We start from the raw sequence: 17,332 nt of genomic DNA, 5'->3' as shown, positions 1-17,332 counted from the left end.
TATAAGAAAGGAGTTTATAAGATAATGGGGAAACCATTAAGGTGATGAAGTATACCTAAATGGTAAGAAGAAAATAGGAATAGGGGAAAACGATATGAAAAGAATCTATTTATCTTCACCTCACATGGGAGAAAAGGAAGAGGTATATATTAAGGAAGCTTTTGATACAAACTGGATTGCACCACTTGGTCCACATGTCAATGCATTTGAAGAAGAGCTTGCGACATATATAGATAAACCTTATGCAGTCACACTAAGTTCAGGGACAGCAGCCATTCACTTAGCTTTAAAAGCAGTTGGGGTGACAAAAGGAGACATTGTATTTTGCTCTACACTAACTTTTGCAGCCAGCTGTAATCCTATATGTTATGAAGGCGCTATACCAGTATTTATCGACAGCGAACCAGGTAGCTTCAACATGAGCCCTCATGCACTTCAAAAAGCCTTAGAAGACTATACACCTAAAGCGGTTATTGTGGTCAACTTATATGGGCAATCAGCAGATATGGATGAAATAGTAGCGATTTGTAACTTACACAACGTACCTATCATAGAGGATGCAGCAGAGAGCTTAGGTGCTACATATAAAGGAAGAAAGAGTGGCACTATGGGGACTATAGGCATCTACTCCTTCAATGGGAATAAGATCATCACCACATCAGGTGGGGGGGCACTTGTATGTGATGAAGAAGAAACCATGAAGAAGGTTAAGTTCTGGGCAACTCAAGCCAAGGAGCCAGAAAGGTACTATCATCATAAAGAAATAGGCTACAACTACCGCATGAGTAATATATGTGCAGGGATTGGAAGAGGACAACTGGAAGTACTCGAGGAACGCATTGCCAAGAAGAAAGAGATTTATCAGCTCTACCAATCCAGTTTTAAGGATATTGAAGAGATAGAGATGGCACCTATCTACACCAAGGGTGAGTCAAATTACTGGTTGTCTGTAATGACCCTACAAAAAGGGATAGGAGTTAAACCCTTAGATGTTATCCTAGCCTTAGAAGCACACAATATAGAAAGTAGAAATGTATGGAAGCCAATGCATCTTCAACCAGTATATGCAGACTGTGCCTTTTACAATCACTATGAAGAAGGCATAAGCGTAGCAGAAGAATGGTTCAACCAAGGGGTGTGCTTACCTTCGGATACAAAGATGACCTGTGAAGAACAGCTACGTGTCATTCAGATTATAAGAGGGTTATTGGGTGCAGTGGAGCAAGATCTATGTATATAAAGGTCAAAGGTTTTATAGACCGTTTCATGGCACTTATTTTAATCATTATAGGCTCACCTATTATGGCATTAGCAGCACTTGCTATTAAAATAGAAGATCCTAAAGGCACCATTTTCTTTAGGCAAACAAGACCAGGCAAGGCAGAGCAAATCTTTACTATTTATAAGTTTAGAACCATGCGTACACCTGCAGAAGAAGAAAAAGGAGACACACAATACGACATAGTACGTACGACAAGGGTAGGCAAGTTCTTACGTAAGACGAGCATAGATGAGTTACCACAGTTTTTAAATGTACTTAAAGGGAATATGAGCTTTATTGGTCCAAGACCCTTACTAGAAGAGTATTTACCTTGTTATACAGAAGAACAACACAGAAGGCATGAAGTAAAGCCAGGCATAAGTGGCTGGGCACAAGTCAATGGGCGCAATGCAATTACATGGGAACAAAAATTTGAGTTAGATGTGTGGTATGTAGACCACATCAGCTTAAAAACGGACCTATACATTGTATATAAAACCCTTAAAAATGTCTTGTGTCGCAAAGACGTTAATAACAGTCAAGATACGACTATGCCAGCTTTTAATTCAGTAGGGTAAAGGTGGCTCATATGAATAGATTATTAATAGTAGGAGCAGGGGGGCAAGGAAAAGTCGTACTAGACTGTGCAAAGCTTATGAAAAGCTTTGATGAGATTCACTTCTTAGATGACAACAAGATAGGAGAAGAGATACTAGGCCATCCGGTCATTGGGAAGATTGCAGATTTGGAAAGCTTAAGAGGGGACTACCAGAATGCTTTTGTTGCCATAGGGAATAATAGTTATAGACTTCAGCTTATCGAAGAGATTGAGGCCATGACATACAATGTCCCCATACTCATCCATCCAACAGCCATTATTAGTGAATATGCAGAGATTGGAAGTGGTACCATCATCTTGCCCGGGGCAATCTTAAATGCAGGCTGCAAAGTAGGTAAAGGTGTCATTGTCAATACATCTGCACTTATAGAGCATGATTGCTATATAGGAGATGGGGTACACCTTTCTCCCACAGCCAAGATGGGGGGAGAAGTCACAATAGGGGAGAAGACCTGGGTATGCATTGGAGCAACCATTATCAATCGCATTAAAATAGGAAGTAACTGCTTAATAGCAGCAGGTGCAGTCGTCATTCATGATGTATTATCAAAAGAATCTGTTTATGGCATACCAGCAAAAAAGAAAAAATAGACATTTTACAAGGGGAGATACAAAGTGAAAGTGCTTATTATTGCTAATTATGATTTAGGGTTATACAAATTTCGTAAGGAATTAATAGAGACATTACTTCAAGAGGGGCATGAAGTAGTCATTGCACTTCCTTATGGGGAACTTGTAGATCCTCTTGTAGAGATGGGATGCCAGTTTATAGAGATAACTATGGAAAGAAGAGGCATGAATCCGATTAAAGATTTAGGGCTTATGCTTCAGTATCACAAATTACTTAAAAAAGTAAGACCCAATAAAGTCATCACCTACACCATTAAACCCAATATTTACGGAGGACTTATAAGTAGGTGGCACAAAGTACCTTACTATGCCAATATTACAGGCTTAGGCACAGCATTTCAAAGAGAAGGTATCTTAAAAAGGATGATTACCTTCCTATATAAAAGGGCATTAAAAAAGGCACAAGCCGTATTCTTTGAGAATGGTGATAACCGAGCCACCTTTTTAAAGCATAACATTATCAGTTCAGAACAAGCCATAGGACTCAATGGGGCAGGTATTAACTTAGAAGAATACCCTTATATGTTAATGCGATTAGAAGAACAACTTAGATTTCTCTTTATAGGGCGCATTATGAAAGAAAAAGGTATAGAGGAATTCTTTAATGTGGCTAAGCGCATCAAAAAGGAATATCCTTATACAGAATTTGAAGTAGTAGGACCTTATGAAGAAGACTACAAGAGCAAGATAGAAGCCTTAGAACAAGCAGGTATTATTCACTACTATGGGTATCAAACGGATGTAAAGCCCTTTATCAAAAGTAGCCACTGCTTTGTACTGCCTTCTTATCATGAAGGCATGGCAAATACACTTCTTGAAGCAGCAGCTATAGGCAGGCCACTGATCGTATCCGATATACCAGGGTGCAGAGAAGCTATAGATCATAATGGCTATACAGTCAAGGTACAAGATGAAGAAGATTTATACAACAAGATTAAGATGTACATAGAGTTAGACGAAGACACTAAGATTGTCATGGGGATGCAATCTAGAAGATATATGGAGCAAAAGTTTGATAAGAGGAAAATAGTGCAAAAGACGCTAGATTATGTAGAGGCATAAGGAGGAAAAGAAATGGAACCAGTTCGAGTGTTACATATAGTAGCCAATATGAATAGAGGCGGACTAGAGAATTTCTTGATGAATGTTTACCGAACAATAGATAGAGAACAGATACAATTTGATTTCTTAGTTACAAGAGAAATTCAAGGAGTATTTGATGAGGAGATTTGTGTATTAGGAGGGAAAATATATAATATTCCAGCGATGACGAAAGTAGGGTACTGGAAATATAAAAAAAACGTATATGAGTTTTTTAAAGCACATGAAGCGTATCAAATTGTACACTGCCATCGAGATGCTTTAGGAGGCGTTTATTTAAAACAGGCTTATAAGGCACATGTACCATTTCGGATTGCCCATAGTCATACTGGTAAGATTGGTGAGCCAAGAAGTATAGAAGGTATAATAAGAAGTATAATTAAGGCTTCTTTAAAGCCACTTCTTAATAAATATAGTACGCAGCGTTTTGCTTGTGGAAAAGATGCTGGAGCATGGTTATTTGGAAAGAAATATAATTTTCAGGTGATTAACAATGGCGTAAATATAGAGCAGTATACTTATTCTAAAAATATAAGACAAGAAATAAGGCAAGAATTAGATATAGATGATCAGAGTTTTTTGTTAGGACATGTAGGGAGATTTTGCTATCCTAAAAATCATAAATTTTTAATTCATATGTTTAGTCAACTGGTTCAGATCATACCTCAATGTAAGTTATGTCTGGTAGGGACAGGTGAATTAGAGGAAGAAATTAAAGCGTTGGTACATAAACTAGGACTTGTAGATAAAGTGATTTTTTTAGGCGTAAGGGAGGATGTATCAAGACTGTTAAATGCTTTTGATTTATTTTTATTTCCTTCTTTATTAGAAGGTATACCCGTGACACTTATAGAAGCACAAGTATCAGGTTTATCCTGTATAGTTTCTGATAAAGTAACAGAAGAAGCGGATTTAGGCATACAACTTATAGAATATCTTCCTATTAATGAAGTAACATCATGGTTAGGTACAATAGCTAGTAGATTAAAGGAAATTGATGAATTAAGAGAAAAAAGATGTACACAAATCGATTCAATAAGGCAAAGAGGATATGACAGCATTCAGACAGCAAAGTATCTAGAGACATTTTATACAAACTATAGCCAAAAAGAGGGGAGAATGACATGAAACCAATACTTACTATATTTACACCAACATATAATAGAGCACATACACTGCACCTTTGTTATGAAAGCTTAAAAAGACAAACATGTAAAGACTTTATATGGCTTATTATAGATGATGGGTCCTCAGATCATACAAAAACATTGATACAAAAGTGGATTTCAGAAGATGATGTAACGATAGCATATCATTATCAAGAAAATATGGGAATGCATGGTGCCCATAATACAGCCTATAATTTAATCAATACAGAACTTAATGTTTGTATCGATTCAGATGATTATATGACAGATGATGCAGTAGAAAAAATTAATAGTTTTTGGAGACAATATGGGGACAAAACATATGCGGGGATTATAGCACTAGATGCAACAACAGACTATAAGGTTATTGGTTGCAGATTACCACAAATAAAATCAACGACGTTAATGGGTTTTTATACAAAAGGTGGAACAGGGGATAAAAAGTTAATTTATCGTACAGAGGTCATTAAAAAGTATCCGCCTTACCCAATTTTTGAAGGCGAAAAGTATGTAGGACTTAACTACAAATATATGATGATAGATAGAGATTATCCACTTCTTATTCTTGATGAGATTGTATGCCTTGTAGAGTATCAAGCAGATGGATCTAGTATGAATATGATACATCAGTATAGAAAAAATCCACGAGGGTTTGCAGAACTTAGAAAGGCTGGCATGATTTACAAGCCAGGCATTAAGGTAAAGTTTAAAGAAGCGATTCACTATATATCAAGTAGTATAATGATAAAAAATAGAAGATTTTTAAAGGAATCTCCTAGAAAAGATTTGACGATACTTGCTATTGTGCCAGGTATTTTACTTTATTGCTACATTATGCATACAAGCAAAAGTACAATTATATATAAGGCAAGCTAATAAGGAGAGGAGGATAAGTCCGTGATTGACATACATAGCCACATACTTGATGGCATAGACGATGGTGCAAAGGAACTACAAGATAGTATAGAAATGGCAAGAATCGCATATATGTCAGGAACAAAGCACATGATTGCAACACCACATTTTATTACAGGATTATTTGATACAAACTATAAACAAGTAAAGCAAAAGGTAGAGTATCTTAATCAACATCTACATCAGTTAGCAATTAAGCTTCAGATTTATCCTGGGCAAGAGGTTATGTTAGATAATCAAATGATGAGTAAATTGAGAATGGGACATATTGGAACATTAAATGATACACAATATATGCTTATAGAATGTACTGGTGAAGGGGTCACAGCCCAGGAGTTACAGCTTATAGATGCTTTGAGGAGCCAAGGTATTCGCCCAATTATTGCACATATTGAAAGATACAGGGGGATTCAAAAGCATCGACATATACTCAATGAACTTATAACACGTGAATGTTATATGCAGTGTAATGTCAATGCACTCAATGGTGTGGATGGAAGAAAAGTACAGAAATGGGCAAATGAACTCTTAGAATTAGAGTGTATTCATCTCATTGCTTCTGATAGTCATTCGGTAGGTAGACGTAATCCAGAGATGCAAAGTGCTATCGAAGGCTTAGAAGAAAGGGGTAAGTCAGAGCTTATTAATCAGCTTCAAATGCATGCTCAATGTGTTTTAGAGGGCAAAGACATCCCTTATAGAACAAAGCGTATTTCAAGTCGTAAACAAAGTGTAATAAGGTGGAAAACAGGTAAGTTCTAAGTTGAACTTTAAATTTAGAAAAGGAGGGAAGAACATATGCCAGATCCATTTAATATAGAGTACAAAGAGCTACTTATGTCGTTACTTAGAAAATGGTATATTGTTGTACTATGTATTTTAACTGTAGGTGGGGCAATGGCCTATTTGAAAGGAGGAAATATTGTTACGACTTATCAAACAAGGACAAGTATCGTAGTAGGTAATTCTATAGATGCAGAAGGCAAGTCTTTTAACATTCAAGATATTCAGGTGTACCAAAATTATATGAATACATATATTGCCATGTTAAATACCGATATGGTTATGGATAAAGTCGTAGAGCGCTTAAGTTTTGAAGCATCTGCAGGTGCAATCAGAGGACGTATAAGTGCAAGTCCACAAGCCAATACACAGTTTTTAGATTTAACATTATCTTGGCCTGTAAAGGAACAAGCACAAGAGGTCTTACAAGTTGTTACGGAGACCTTTATAGAAGAAATGGTGGATACCTATCCCGCAATTACTTTAAGAATGATGGATAAGGTAAGTGAGCCAAGTACAATTACAACTGGTACAACAAGAAGTTCTATGGCAATTAAAGGGGGTATGCTTGGGGGGATACTTTCAATATTTGTTGTGTTTGCACTAGAATTTATGGATAATACACTAAAATCAGACAAAGAAGTTGAACGACGTTTAAATACATGTTGTCTAACACGTGTACCGAGACAGCGCAAAAAGATTAAGACAGTAAGCTTTAGAAATGTGAAAGAGTTTAGTCCAAGTTTCTTAGAAGCCTATAGACTTCTTAGAACGAACTTAAACTTCTTAAGTATTGATCAAAATATTACTTCAATTGTAGTAACTAGTGCAAAACAGGGGGATGGTAAGAGTTTAACAACAGCAATGCTTGCTACAGTGATGGCACTTGCAGGCAAAAAGACTATCTTGGTAGATTGTGACCTTAGGAAACCCAGCATCTCAAACCTCTTTAAATTTGCAAATGAAAGGGGGTTCACAGATGTACTTCTAAACATAAAAGAAGTACAGGATGTGGTACATCAAACAAGTATTGATAATCTCTATGTATTACCAGCAGGAACAGTGCCTATTAATCCATCTGAAATATTATGTAGCCAAAAAGCAAAGGAATTAATAGAAGGTTTAAAAGTAGAGTATGATTATATGATTATCGATTCACCACCTGTGGGCTTAATGGCAGATGGTCAAGTACTTAGTCAATATGTAGATGGATGTGTACTTGTAGCTTCATATAGAAGAACAAAGATTCAAGAGGTGGAAAAGGCAAAGGCTGCTATTGAATATGTAGATGGTAAGGTACTAGGTGTAGTACTTAATCGTACAAAGGATAAACATATGAGTAAAGCCTATAAGAATTATGCTAAAGAAAAGGACAAAGAACGTGTAGCAGAAATTAAAAAACGTAATAAAGCTGGTGTGACATTAGAGGAAGCAGAATTTGATACAAACCTTGGAGAAGTAGATCAACTACAAGAAGGAATTGAGCTACAAGAAGGAGTTGAATTACAAGAAACACGACATCTTGCGGTAGAGGGTGAAGCATATGATAACAATGCCGATGGTGAACGTTTACTTTTGTAGTATGTTTCTAGTGCTGCTAATAGGGCATTATGGTATTAATAATAAGGTGCAGTCTAAATTATTAGTTGCAGTCAGCCTATCACTTATATTTGCTATATTATTTATTGTATCCGGATTTAGAACAGGGGTAGGAGATACTTATTTCTATAAACACTCTTATGAAATAGTAGGAGAGAAGTTAGCAGCAGGTGATATGGAAGGAATCAAAACATTATTTGCAGAAGAATTAGGATTTAATGCACTAATGGTAGGACTTAATTATATAACACCCGACCCACAAATATTAGTGCTTGTAATGGCATTTATCACGAATATCTTAAACTTAAAGTCTATATATAAGTATGCACGTCCTTTTGAGTTGGGTATATATTTATATTTTGCAACTGTTATCTTTTATGTAACAATGAACGGAATGCGTCAAGCATTTGTAGCTTCTATATTCTTTTGCTTAGGAATACAGTTGATTAAAAAACAGAAGTTTTTTAGATATGTCATATTAACATTATTCTTGGCAACATTTCATAACTCTGCACTTATTTTTATCCCTTTATATTTTATTGGAAAAAAAGAAGCTTGGGGCAAATTATTTTGGTGGATTGCAGGTTTTTTTATAGCAGCAACTACAGCATTCAGACCTTTTATGCCAATGGTAGTAGAGATGTTGGAGGGGGGAAGATATGATGCTTATGCACAAGACATGGCCTCAGGTGGTGAAGGCGTTAATACGATAAGAATTTTAATTATGCTAGTACCATTAGTATTAGCATATTTAGTAAAAGATGATCTGAAACAGCAATGGGAAGATAGTAGCCTATTTATATTTATGTCGCTTTTAAATTTTGGATTTATGCTATTGGCATCACAATATTTATACTTTTATAGAGTTTGTATTTACTTTGAATTATTTAATCTTGCTTTAATTCCCAGATGTCTAGGATGTTTAAAAGGAAAAATATCGAGGATAGCATATGTATATTTAATAGGCTTTTATGCACTGTTTTGTTACTATCAAGTAGCAATTACATGGGGAGGAAATTACACCAATATTATATTAGGTAATATTTTAGGATAGGGGAAAAGGGATGAAAAAGATACTAATAACTTGTTGGGCAATGGAGATAGGTGGTGTAGAACGTAGTCTACTAGGATTGTTAAATGCAATCGATTATAGTCAATATGAAGTAGATTTATTTTTATGTAGGCAGGAAGGTGAGTTTATACCTGCAATACCAGAAGAAGTACATCTATTGCCAGAACTTAGGCCTTACACACTTTTCCAAAAGTCTATCTCAGAAACATTGCATACTCAAAACTTGTGGATAGGCATTATCCGTATATTATGTAAGGTACAACTTAAACTTAGGCAATGCTTAGGAAAAAATGTAAGTGATTCATTACTAACAGCCTACTGCAAAGCAAGTTTACCCTTCTTACCTCCAATATCAGATAAACAATATGATATTGCACTTAGTTTTTTGACACCCCATTATTTTGCAAAGTATAAAGCACAAGCCAAGCAACATATTGCTTGGATCCATACAGATTATACGGCACTTAATATAAATCAAAAGTTAGAAAGCAAAATGTGGGGAGCATATGACCATATTGCAGCCGTATCTACGCAATGTGGTGCTGCATTCAAAAAGGTGTTTCCAGAGCATGAACATAAGGTGATAGAAATAGAAAATATTTTATCAGAGACGTTAGTGAGACAAGAAGCTATGACTGATGTTATTGATGAAATGCCAAAAGAAGAAGATACGATTAGACTATGTACTGTAGGACGATTTTCAACGGCAAAAGCTTTTGATAATGCAATAAGATTGTGTCGGTTGCTATTAGATAGAGGCTGTAAGGTAAAGTGGTATGCCGTAGGATATGGTGGAGATGAGCCAATGCTTCGTACGCTAATAGAGGAACTAAATGTTCAAGAAGACTTTATTATTTTAGGTAAGAGGAGCAATCCATATCCTTATATGAAAGCATGTGATATTTATGTTCAACCCTCACGCTATGAAGGTAAGGCTGTAGCAGTCCGAGAAGCACAGATACTAGGAAAGCCTGTAATTATTACAAACTTTGAGACAGCTTCTAGTCAGTTGCAAGATGGTATAGATGGAATGATTGTACCGATGGCTTTAGAGGCTTGTGCGGATGCTATGCAACAAGTTATAGAAGATAACACACTACGGAAGCAACTTATACAAGCAGTAGAGGATAGAAGCTATGGCAATGAAAATGAGGTAGAAAAGCTTTATAGACTTATAGATAGACCTGTTCGTGTATTGCACGGTGTAGGAAAGATGAACTGTGGTGGTGCAGAGACAATGCTCATGAATCTTTATCGTCATATGGACCGCGAGCAGATACAGTTTGACTTTTTAGTACACAGTAAAGGGGAGGGATACTACGATAAAGAAATTCTTGAACTTGGAGGACGTATTTATTATATGCCAAGCCAAGGTAGTATTGGACCGATTAAATATATTAAGCAACTGATACACTTAATTAAAGAGATAGGGCCATTTGACGTTGTACATTCCCATTTAGACTGGCAAGGTGGATTTATTGCACTTGCAGCGCGTATGGCAGGAATAAAAAAAATAGTTGTTCATGCACATACATCAAAGCTTATGAAGTATGGATTAGCCTATCAGCTTATGCTACGTATACAAAAACTCTGTATTGCAGGGTTTGCAACAGACTGTTGGGCATGTTCAAAAGAAGCAGCACACTTTCTATTTTATTCTAAGCCCTGTAAATCAAGGCAACGTATTATCCCCAATGCAATAGATGTTGAGCGTTATACAATAGCACAACGAGATATGATAAGAGATGCGCTTGGTATCTCTAAAGAAACATTACTTATTGGGCAAGTTGGTAGCTTATCACCTTTTAAAAACCAAATGTTTACTTTACAAATGGCGGAGCAGTTAGCACGTGGAGATAAAGATTTTAAAGTCATATTTGTGGGTCAAGGGCATGAAGCATATAGGGAGAACCTCATGAGTACGTTAGTTGAAGCTGGGCTAGATGAATACGTAGAATTTTTAGGATTAAGAGAAGATATTCCTAATATTATGGCTGCACTTGATGTGCTGGTACTACCTTCAAAATTTGAAGGTCTTGGAATTGTCGCTATCGAAGCTCAAGCATGTGGCACACCATGCCTTGTGTCAACAGGTGTACCACAAGAAATTGACATGGGACTTGGGCTTGTCAGTTTTTTAAGTTTACAAACACCTGAGGATTGGGTAGCACGATTAAATAGTATACAAGTAAAGCAAGCCATTGATTCAGCTGTCATTTATCAAGCCATTACGACAAGAAACTATGATATCAAAGCAGTTGCACAATCCGTTGGCAGCATATATTGTGCTTCCTAAATAGTATCAAAAGAAAGGGAGAAGAAATGCTCATAAGTGTTGTAATACCAATTTATAACGTAGAACCATATTTAAAACGATGTATTGACTCTGTTATTCAACAAACCTATAGCAATGTTGAAATTTGGTTAGTTAATGATGGATCCATAGATAGATGTGGACAGATAGCAGACCAGTATGCAAAAAAAGATTGTAGAATCCATGTGATTCATAAAGTTAATGGGGGGCTATCCGATGCACGTAATGTTGGGATGGCAAGTGCTACAGGAGAGTATCTTTTTTTTCTAGATAGTGATGATTGGATTGTGCCAGATGCATTAGAAAGCCTGTATGGTACAATACAAAAAGAAGATGCAGATCTTGTAGTAGGAGGGTTGTACTATGCTTATGAAGATAAAATAAGCCAAGAGTTCAGGATGAAGGAAGAAAATATGGCTTTTGAGGTACTTGACCATTTTCAAGCTATGGAAGCATTAGTATGTTGTGAAAGTATTAAAAATTTTGCTTGGGGTAAGCTCTACAAAAGGTCGCTCATTCAAGATATTAAGTTTCCCAAAGGGAAGTTATTTGAAGATATTTTTTGGCAGCATCAAGTATTTTCAAGAGTACACAAGTGCGTCGTACTAGCCAAGCCTATTGTATACTACTTTCAACGCCCAGAGAGTATAGTGGGGACTTTTAAAGCTAAAAACCTGGATAGATTAGAAGGTCTACATGAACGTTACAAATTTATATCTCATAACTATCCAGAGCTTGCATTAGGAATGCAGCAGCAGTTTTTAGGAGCATGTGTAGAGTCACTTGTTTTACTATTTCTTTATAAAAAGCAGATTAACAATAAAAAATATAGGCGTGAAATTTGTAAGTATATTAATACAAATTATCAGGAACTACAAAAATGTTGCGAGGGTAACCAAACGCTAAAAACATACCTTAGATGTATACATATTCATTATTATTGTCTGATTGGATATAGAGTGGTACAAAAGTTAAAACGCATGTTACTTTCACATGGTGATGGAAAGGAGCTATGCTCATGAAAATACGGATTCAGCAGATTAAACAATGGGGGGGAGAATGCCTAATACGACTTAGCAAATTATGCCCGATTAAAAGGAACAAAATATTTATAATGAGCTACTACGGCAAAGGGTATGATTGTAATCCAAAATACTTAACAGAGTACGTAAAGGCACATCAAGATACATACAACTGGGACATTGTATGGGCTTTTAATGATGTCGGTGCCCAAGAAGCCTTAACAGGAGTGCGTAAGGTACGTGTTATGACCCCACGATATTTTTATGAGATGTACACGTCTAGGGTTATTCTCACTAATTACCGAATGACTAAACAATTTCATAAGCGCCCCAGCCAATACTATATTCAAACTTGGCATAGCTCTTTAAGACTTAAGCAAATAGAAAAAGATGCTATAGAGACTTTGGGGAAGGACTATATCGAAATGGCAATGGCGGATTCACAACAATGTGATTTGTTAATATCAGGTTGTGCCTATAGTACACACATTTTCCAGCATGCTTTCTGGTATGATGGACCCATATTAGAATGTGGTACACCAAGAAATGATTACTTGAAAAATCCTAATCGGGTACACCAAGAAAAAATAAAAGAAGCTTTGGGTATTGATGCAATGCAAAAAATAGTTTTATATGCACCAACTTTTCGTAAGGGTCATGATTTAAGCGTATATGACTTAGAGTATGATAGGCTGCGAGTGACACTTGAAAAGAAATGGCCAGGGAAATGGAGTATACTTATTCGTTTGCATCCACACCTCAATTCAGATGATTTACACATAGTGTGGTCAGAAAATCTAAGAGATGCAAGCAAATGGGAAGACATACAGGAGCTACTAGCAGTGACGGATGTACTTATTAGCGATTATTCATCTCTCATGTTTGATTTTAGCTTTACAAAACGGCCTTGTTTTTTATATGTTCCAGACCTTGAGACGTATATTACAAATGATAGAGGATTGTATTTTGATGTAAAGGCGTTGCCTTTTGGAATTGCAGAAGACAAGGAAGCCTTAAACACATGCATATTGACATTTGATGCAGTAGCATATGAAGAGGCACTCGAGTATTTTGATGAAAAAATAGGGAGTTTTGAACAAGGGGATGCATGTAAACAGTTGGCAGAGTATATTACAAAGATTATGTAAAGGGAATAGGGGAGATAAAAAAATGAAACATTATCAAGTTGGATATACGACAGGCGTGTTTGACTTATTTCATATTGGGCACCTCAATATCTTAAGAAAAGCAAAGACACAATGCGATACACTAATCGTTGGTGTAAGCTCAGATGAACTGGTAAGAAATTATAAAAATAAACAAGTTGTTATTCCATTTGAAGAAAGAAGAGATATAGTAGCAGGTATACGCTATGTTGACCAAGTAGTCAAGCAAGATAACATGGATAAGCTTAAAGCACAAGAAAAGTTACACTTTGATGTAGTTTTTGTAGGAGATGATTGGAAAAATACACCTCAATGGGATCAATATGAAAAAGAATTTAATAAACGTGGGGTAGATGTTGTCTACCTTCCATACACAAAAGAGACTTCATCAACTCAGCTTAGAGAAACACTTAATATTATTACAGGGGAAGGCAAGATTGGTTAAAAGAGGTGAATACAATGGAGACTAACAAACAACCTATATTAAGTATTATTGTACCAGTTTACAATGTGGAGAAATACTTACCTAAGTGCATAGAATCAATACTGAATCAAACCTTTAATGATTTTGAGGTCATTCTAGTTGATGATGGCTCAACAGATAAGTCGGGTGAACTATGTGATGATTATCAAGAATTAGATAGTAGACTTCAGGTGATTCATCAAAAAAATGTAGGATTAGGTGGTGCAAGAAATGTGGGGATTTCGCTTAGTAGAGGAAGGTATATAGGTTTTGTGGATAGTGATGATACAATCCATCCACAGATGTATACCATTTTGCTAAATGAAGTGGAACAATCACAAAGTGAGATTGGTATTTGTAGGTACCAATGTTATGCTGAGGGCAGACCGCCAAAAATGTTAAATATTTCTACATACGAAACAAGAGAGATGCAAACGGAAGAGGCATTACGACAGTTATTAAAAGGGCAGTTATATAGACATAGTGTATGTAATAAGGTCTTTAAGCGTGAATTGGTCAAAACAGTCTTATTTCCAGTGGGAAAGATATATGAGGATAATTTTTTTACCTATAGAGCGATTGCTCAGGCACACAAAGTTAAATATGTACACTTAACGCTGTATTATTATCTACAACGAGAAGGAAGCATTGTGCATAGAAGTTTTAGTGAAAAAAATCTAGAAATCCTTAATGCTGGAGAAGATATTATCCAGTTTATAAATAAACAATATCCTAATCTTCAAATGGACGCCGAATGTGCATATGCATTAAGATTTTTTGATATTATGAATACCTTATTAGTAGAAGAGAATACGGATCAAGTAATCTTACAGAATTTAAAACAACGTATTAGAAAACAAAAAAGTAGCTTAAAAGAAAATACTATGCTTACTAAGAAGCAGCAGATACTTATACAAATATTCAGCTATAGCCCTAAAGTATATATGTATATAATAAAACATTTAGCATAAGAGGTGGATAAAAATGATAGAGCCTTTAATTAGTATTATTGTACCAATATATAAGGTGGAAGATTACATAGAAAAATGTATTACCTCTATATTAGATCAGACCTATAAAAATTTAGAAATCATTTTAGCTGATGATGGGTCACCAGATGGGTGTGGTGAAATTTGTGATCAGTATGCTGAAATGGATTCAAGAATTAAAGTAATACATAAAGAAAATGGTGGCTTGTCGAGTGCTAGAAATACTGGATTAGATATAGCTAGTGGCGAGTACATTGGATTTGTAGATAGTGATGATTATATCGAGAAAGATATGTATGAACAATTGTATAATGCCATTAAAAAACATAAGGTGGAAATAGCAGTATGCAACTTTAAGAGAGTATATGAAAAGATGAGAGAGGAGATAAATAGAGTTATACCATATAGCAATCAAGAGGTGTTCACCAGTAGACAAGTCTTATTAGAATTACATAAAGAACCCTTTTTATGGAACCTAGCTGTGAATAAATTATATAGTAGACGACTATTTAAAGAAATAAGATACACAGAAGGTATGATTTTCGAAGATATGGATATTGCACATAAAATATTTCGTGCGGCAACTTCCGTTGTCTATATAGCATCACCTTTATATTGCTATTATCAACGGGAGGATAGTATTTTACATACGGTCTATAGTGTAAGGCAGTTGGATAAATTAGTTGCTTTGAAACATAGGATGGATTTTGCAAAGCAAGAAGGAATAAAAGAATTAATGTATTATACACAGCAGCTTTATGCTGATGCAATACTAAGAAATTATATATTATTAAAAGATGAAGTTAAGGATGCACCTATCTATATAGATAAGGTTGTTAAGGATTATAGAAGATATGTAGGGGGGATACTGATAAACCCATTAATGAGTACAAAGTATAAGATGGCATTACTCCTATTTGGGTTAAATCCAAAATACTACGACAGGGTTATAAGTATAAAGTGAATTTATAAATAACGTAGTAAACAATAAAATATATTAAGAGGCTTATATCAAGAGATATTTGAGTATAGATCAAAGGGGGGGCATGTAAATGAAACAAAAAGTACTATTTACAATAGATTCGCTACACTGTGCAGGTGCAGAAAAAAGTCTAACAACATTGTTATCTTTAATAGACTACACAAAATTTGATGTAGACCTCCAATTATTAGGGTATGGAGGAGCACTTGAAAAAATTTTACCAAAGGCGGTAAATCTATTACCCCCTTTAGAGTACACACAGTTTGCTAATTTGAGTATTAAACAGGCTATTATTCAATCTTTAAGTAAATTACAAATAAATGAAATAAGAGCACGTGTTAAATACTCTAGAAAGATCAGAAAAGAAAATTTAAGTAATGCACAGAAGGCACGTGTATTTTGGGAAGCAGCAGGCAACACAATTGAAGAAAATAGAAAACATTATGATGTTGCTATTGCCTATGCACAAGGTGTACCAACCTTTTATGTTGCAGATAAGATTAATGCGACGAATAAATATGCATGGGTAAATGTAAGCTATCGGCTTAACGAAGAAGATAGAAAGTTTCAAGAAAAGTTTTATGATCAATATGATAAGATCGTTGCTGTATCAGAATCCACACAAACTATTTTACTGGAAACCTTTCCTAACTACGGTGACAAGGTAGAGGTAATTTATGATATTAATGATGCAAAGTTAATCAGTGAGATGGCAGAGTTAGAAGAGGGCTTTAATGATAATTTTGATGGAATACGAATCTTAACAGTTGGACGTTTGGCAAATCAAAAAGGCTATGATATTGCTCTTAGAGCATGTGAAAGATTAAAAGAACAAGGGGTTAAATTTAGATGGTATGCACTTGGTAAAGGTCCATTACAAGATGAAATTGAAACATATATTATCGAGCATAAGTTAGAAGATTACTTTAAACTACTTGGTGTAAAGGCAAATCCATATCCATATTTTAAAGCATGTGATATTTATGTTCAGACATCGAGATTTGAGGGATTTGGTATTGCTATTGCAGAGGCAAGAATGTTGAATAAACCTGTTGTGACAACGAGATTTGATGCAGTATATAGCCAAATGATAGAGGGACAAAATGGACTGGTTGTAGATATGAATGATGAGAGTGTATATAAGGGCATCATACAACTTATCAATAATCAACAGCTCTATGAACATATTGTGGCATATCTAAAACAGGAGAAGAAGGGGAATGCGGAAGAATTGCAAAAGTTTTATAAACTTATTGGTTAAGGGGATT

General features: G+C 35.5%; 16 protein-coding genes. All 16 read left to right on the top strand.

From position 1 onward, the window contains the following. Positions 1-94: 94 nt before the first annotated feature. The 16 genes from BN2390_RS10980 to BN2390_RS10905 all read left to right on the top strand — a co-directional run bounded on the left by BN2390_RS10980 (position 95) and on the right by BN2390_RS10905 (position 17,325). Entirely contained in the window at positions 95-1,240 is a 1,146-nt protein-coding gene (locus BN2390_RS10980) for a DegT/DnrJ/EryC1/StrS family aminotransferase (RefSeq protein ID WP_053984395.1), read from the top strand. After that, positions 1,231-1,839 carry a sugar transferase gene (locus BN2390_RS10975; RefSeq protein WP_053984394.1) on the top strand — a complete coding sequence of 203 codons (609 nt, stop codon included), beginning with the start codon at positions 1,231-1,233 and terminating at the stop codon, positions 1,837-1,839. Before BN2390_RS10980 ends, BN2390_RS10975 begins: the two co-directional genes overlap by 10 nt. Before the next feature lie 11 nt (positions 1,840-1,850). After that, positions 1,851-2,471, top strand: coding sequence for an acetyltransferase (locus BN2390_RS10970; protein ID WP_053984393.1), 621 nt, complete (start codon positions 1,851-1,853; stop codon positions 2,469-2,471). Between the two features lie 24 nt (positions 2,472-2,495). Then, a complete protein-coding gene (locus tag BN2390_RS10965) occupies positions 2,496-3,572 on the top strand; it encodes a glycosyltransferase family 4 protein (RefSeq protein ID WP_053984392.1) in 1,077 nt (358 codons plus the stop codon). 12 nt (positions 3,573-3,584) lie between these two features. Beyond that, positions 3,585-4,739, top strand: coding sequence for a glycosyltransferase family 1 protein (locus tag BN2390_RS10960; protein WP_053984391.1), 1,155 nt, complete (start codon positions 3,585-3,587; stop codon positions 4,737-4,739). Beyond that, positions 4,736-5,635 (top strand): glycosyltransferase family 2 protein, encoded by a 900-nt coding sequence (locus BN2390_RS10955; protein ID WP_053984390.1) that lies wholly within the window; start codon positions 4,736-4,738, stop codon positions 5,633-5,635. Before BN2390_RS10960 ends, BN2390_RS10955 begins: the two co-directional genes overlap by 4 nt. 21 nt (positions 5,636-5,656) lie before the next feature. Continuing rightward, positions 5,657-6,436 (top strand): tyrosine-protein phosphatase, encoded by a 780-nt coding sequence (locus tag BN2390_RS10950; protein ID WP_053984389.1) that lies wholly within the window; start codon positions 5,657-5,659, stop codon positions 6,434-6,436. A gap of 36 nt (positions 6,437-6,472) precedes the next feature. Continuing rightward, positions 6,473-8,038, top strand: a complete 1,566-nt coding sequence (locus BN2390_RS10945; protein WP_053984388.1) for a tyrosine-protein kinase domain-containing protein — start codon at positions 6,473-6,475, stop codon at positions 8,036-8,038. Continuing rightward, a complete protein-coding gene (locus tag BN2390_RS10940) occupies positions 8,001-9,110 on the top strand; it encodes an EpsG family protein (RefSeq protein ID WP_053984387.1) in 1,110 nt (369 codons plus the stop codon). Before BN2390_RS10945 ends, BN2390_RS10940 begins: the two co-directional genes overlap by 38 nt. 10 nt (positions 9,111-9,120) lie before the next feature. Continuing rightward, a complete protein-coding gene (locus BN2390_RS21405; RefSeq protein ID WP_082238748.1) occupies positions 9,121-11,424 on the top strand; it encodes a glycosyltransferase in 2,304 nt (767 codons plus the stop codon). Positions 11,425-11,450: 26 nt separating this feature from the next. Continuing rightward, positions 11,451-12,464: a glycosyltransferase family 2 protein gene (locus tag BN2390_RS10930; RefSeq protein WP_053984386.1), complete on the top strand. Its 1,014-nt coding sequence runs from the start codon at positions 11,451-11,453 to the stop codon at positions 12,462-12,464. After that, complete coding sequence (locus BN2390_RS10925; protein WP_053984385.1) at positions 12,461-13,612, top strand: CDP-glycerol glycerophosphotransferase family protein; 1,152 nt, start codon at positions 12,461-12,463, stop codon at positions 13,610-13,612. Before BN2390_RS10930 ends, BN2390_RS10925 begins: the two co-directional genes overlap by 4 nt. 22 nt (positions 13,613-13,634) lie before the next feature. Then, positions 13,635-14,075 carry an FAD synthase family protein gene (locus BN2390_RS10920; RefSeq protein ID WP_053984384.1) on the top strand — a complete coding sequence of 147 codons (441 nt, stop codon included), beginning with the start codon at positions 13,635-13,637 and terminating at the stop codon, positions 14,073-14,075. Between the two features lie 14 nt (positions 14,076-14,089). Further along, positions 14,090-15,064, top strand: a complete 975-nt coding sequence (locus BN2390_RS10915) for a glycosyltransferase family 2 protein (RefSeq protein WP_053984383.1) — start codon at positions 14,090-14,092, stop codon at positions 15,062-15,064. Positions 15,065-15,077: 13 nt separating this feature from the next. Beyond that, positions 15,078-16,046, top strand: coding sequence for a glycosyltransferase family 2 protein (locus BN2390_RS10910; protein WP_053984382.1), 969 nt, complete (start codon positions 15,078-15,080; stop codon positions 16,044-16,046). A gap of 88 nt (positions 16,047-16,134) precedes the next feature. After that, entirely contained in the window at positions 16,135-17,325 is a 1,191-nt protein-coding gene (locus tag BN2390_RS10905) for a glycosyltransferase (protein ID WP_053984381.1), read from the top strand. Positions 17,326-17,332 lie beyond the last annotated feature (7 nt).

Origin of the sequence: Niameybacter massiliensis (assembly GCF_001282685.1) — a bacterium.
Classification (GTDB): Bacteria; Bacillota; Clostridia; order Lachnospirales; family Cellulosilyticaceae; genus Holtiella; species Holtiella tumoricola.
This window is presented reverse-complemented; position numbering and strand designations above follow the sequence as displayed.

What these genes read in the sequence shown, in the direction of transcription:
- BN2390_RS10970 (WP_053984393.1), top strand. Translation starts at nt 1,851, where the DNA reads ATGAATAGATTATTAATAGTAGGAGCAGGGGGGCAAGGAAAAGTCGTA.
- BN2390_RS10940 (WP_053984387.1), top strand. Translation starts at nt 8,001, where the DNA reads ATGATAACAATGCCGATGGTGAACGTTTACTTTTGTAGTATGTTTCTA.
- BN2390_RS10955 (WP_053984390.1), top strand. Translation starts at nt 4,736, where the DNA reads ATGAAACCAATACTTACTATATTTACACCAACATATAATAGAGCACAT.
- BN2390_RS10975 (WP_053984394.1), top strand. Translation starts at nt 1,231, where the DNA reads ATGTATATAAAGGTCAAAGGTTTTATAGACCGTTTCATGGCACTTATT.
- BN2390_RS10920 (WP_053984384.1), top strand. Translation starts at nt 13,635, where the DNA reads ATGAAACATTATCAAGTTGGATATACGACAGGCGTGTTTGACTTATTT.
- BN2390_RS10960 (WP_053984391.1), top strand. Translation starts at nt 3,585, where the DNA reads ATGGAACCAGTTCGAGTGTTACATATAGTAGCCAATATGAATAGAGGC.
- BN2390_RS10980 (WP_053984395.1), top strand. Translation starts at nt 95, where the DNA reads ATGAAAAGAATCTATTTATCTTCACCTCACATGGGAGAAAAGGAAGAG.
- BN2390_RS10930 (WP_053984386.1), top strand. Translation starts at nt 11,451, where the DNA reads ATGCTCATAAGTGTTGTAATACCAATTTATAACGTAGAACCATATTTA.
- BN2390_RS10945 (WP_053984388.1), top strand. Translation starts at nt 6,473, where the DNA reads ATGCCAGATCCATTTAATATAGAGTACAAAGAGCTACTTATGTCGTTA.
- BN2390_RS10925 (WP_053984385.1), top strand. Translation starts at nt 12,461, where the DNA reads ATGAAAATACGGATTCAGCAGATTAAACAATGGGGGGGAGAATGCCTA.
- BN2390_RS21405 (WP_082238748.1), top strand. Translation starts at nt 9,121, where the DNA reads ATGAAAAAGATACTAATAACTTGTTGGGCAATGGAGATAGGTGGTGTA.
- BN2390_RS10910 (WP_053984382.1), top strand. Translation starts at nt 15,078, where the DNA reads ATGATAGAGCCTTTAATTAGTATTATTGTACCAATATATAAGGTGGAA.
- BN2390_RS10905 (WP_053984381.1), top strand. Translation starts at nt 16,135, where the DNA reads ATGAAACAAAAAGTACTATTTACAATAGATTCGCTACACTGTGCAGGT.
- BN2390_RS10915 (WP_053984383.1), top strand. Translation starts at nt 14,090, where the DNA reads ATGGAGACTAACAAACAACCTATATTAAGTATTATTGTACCAGTTTAC.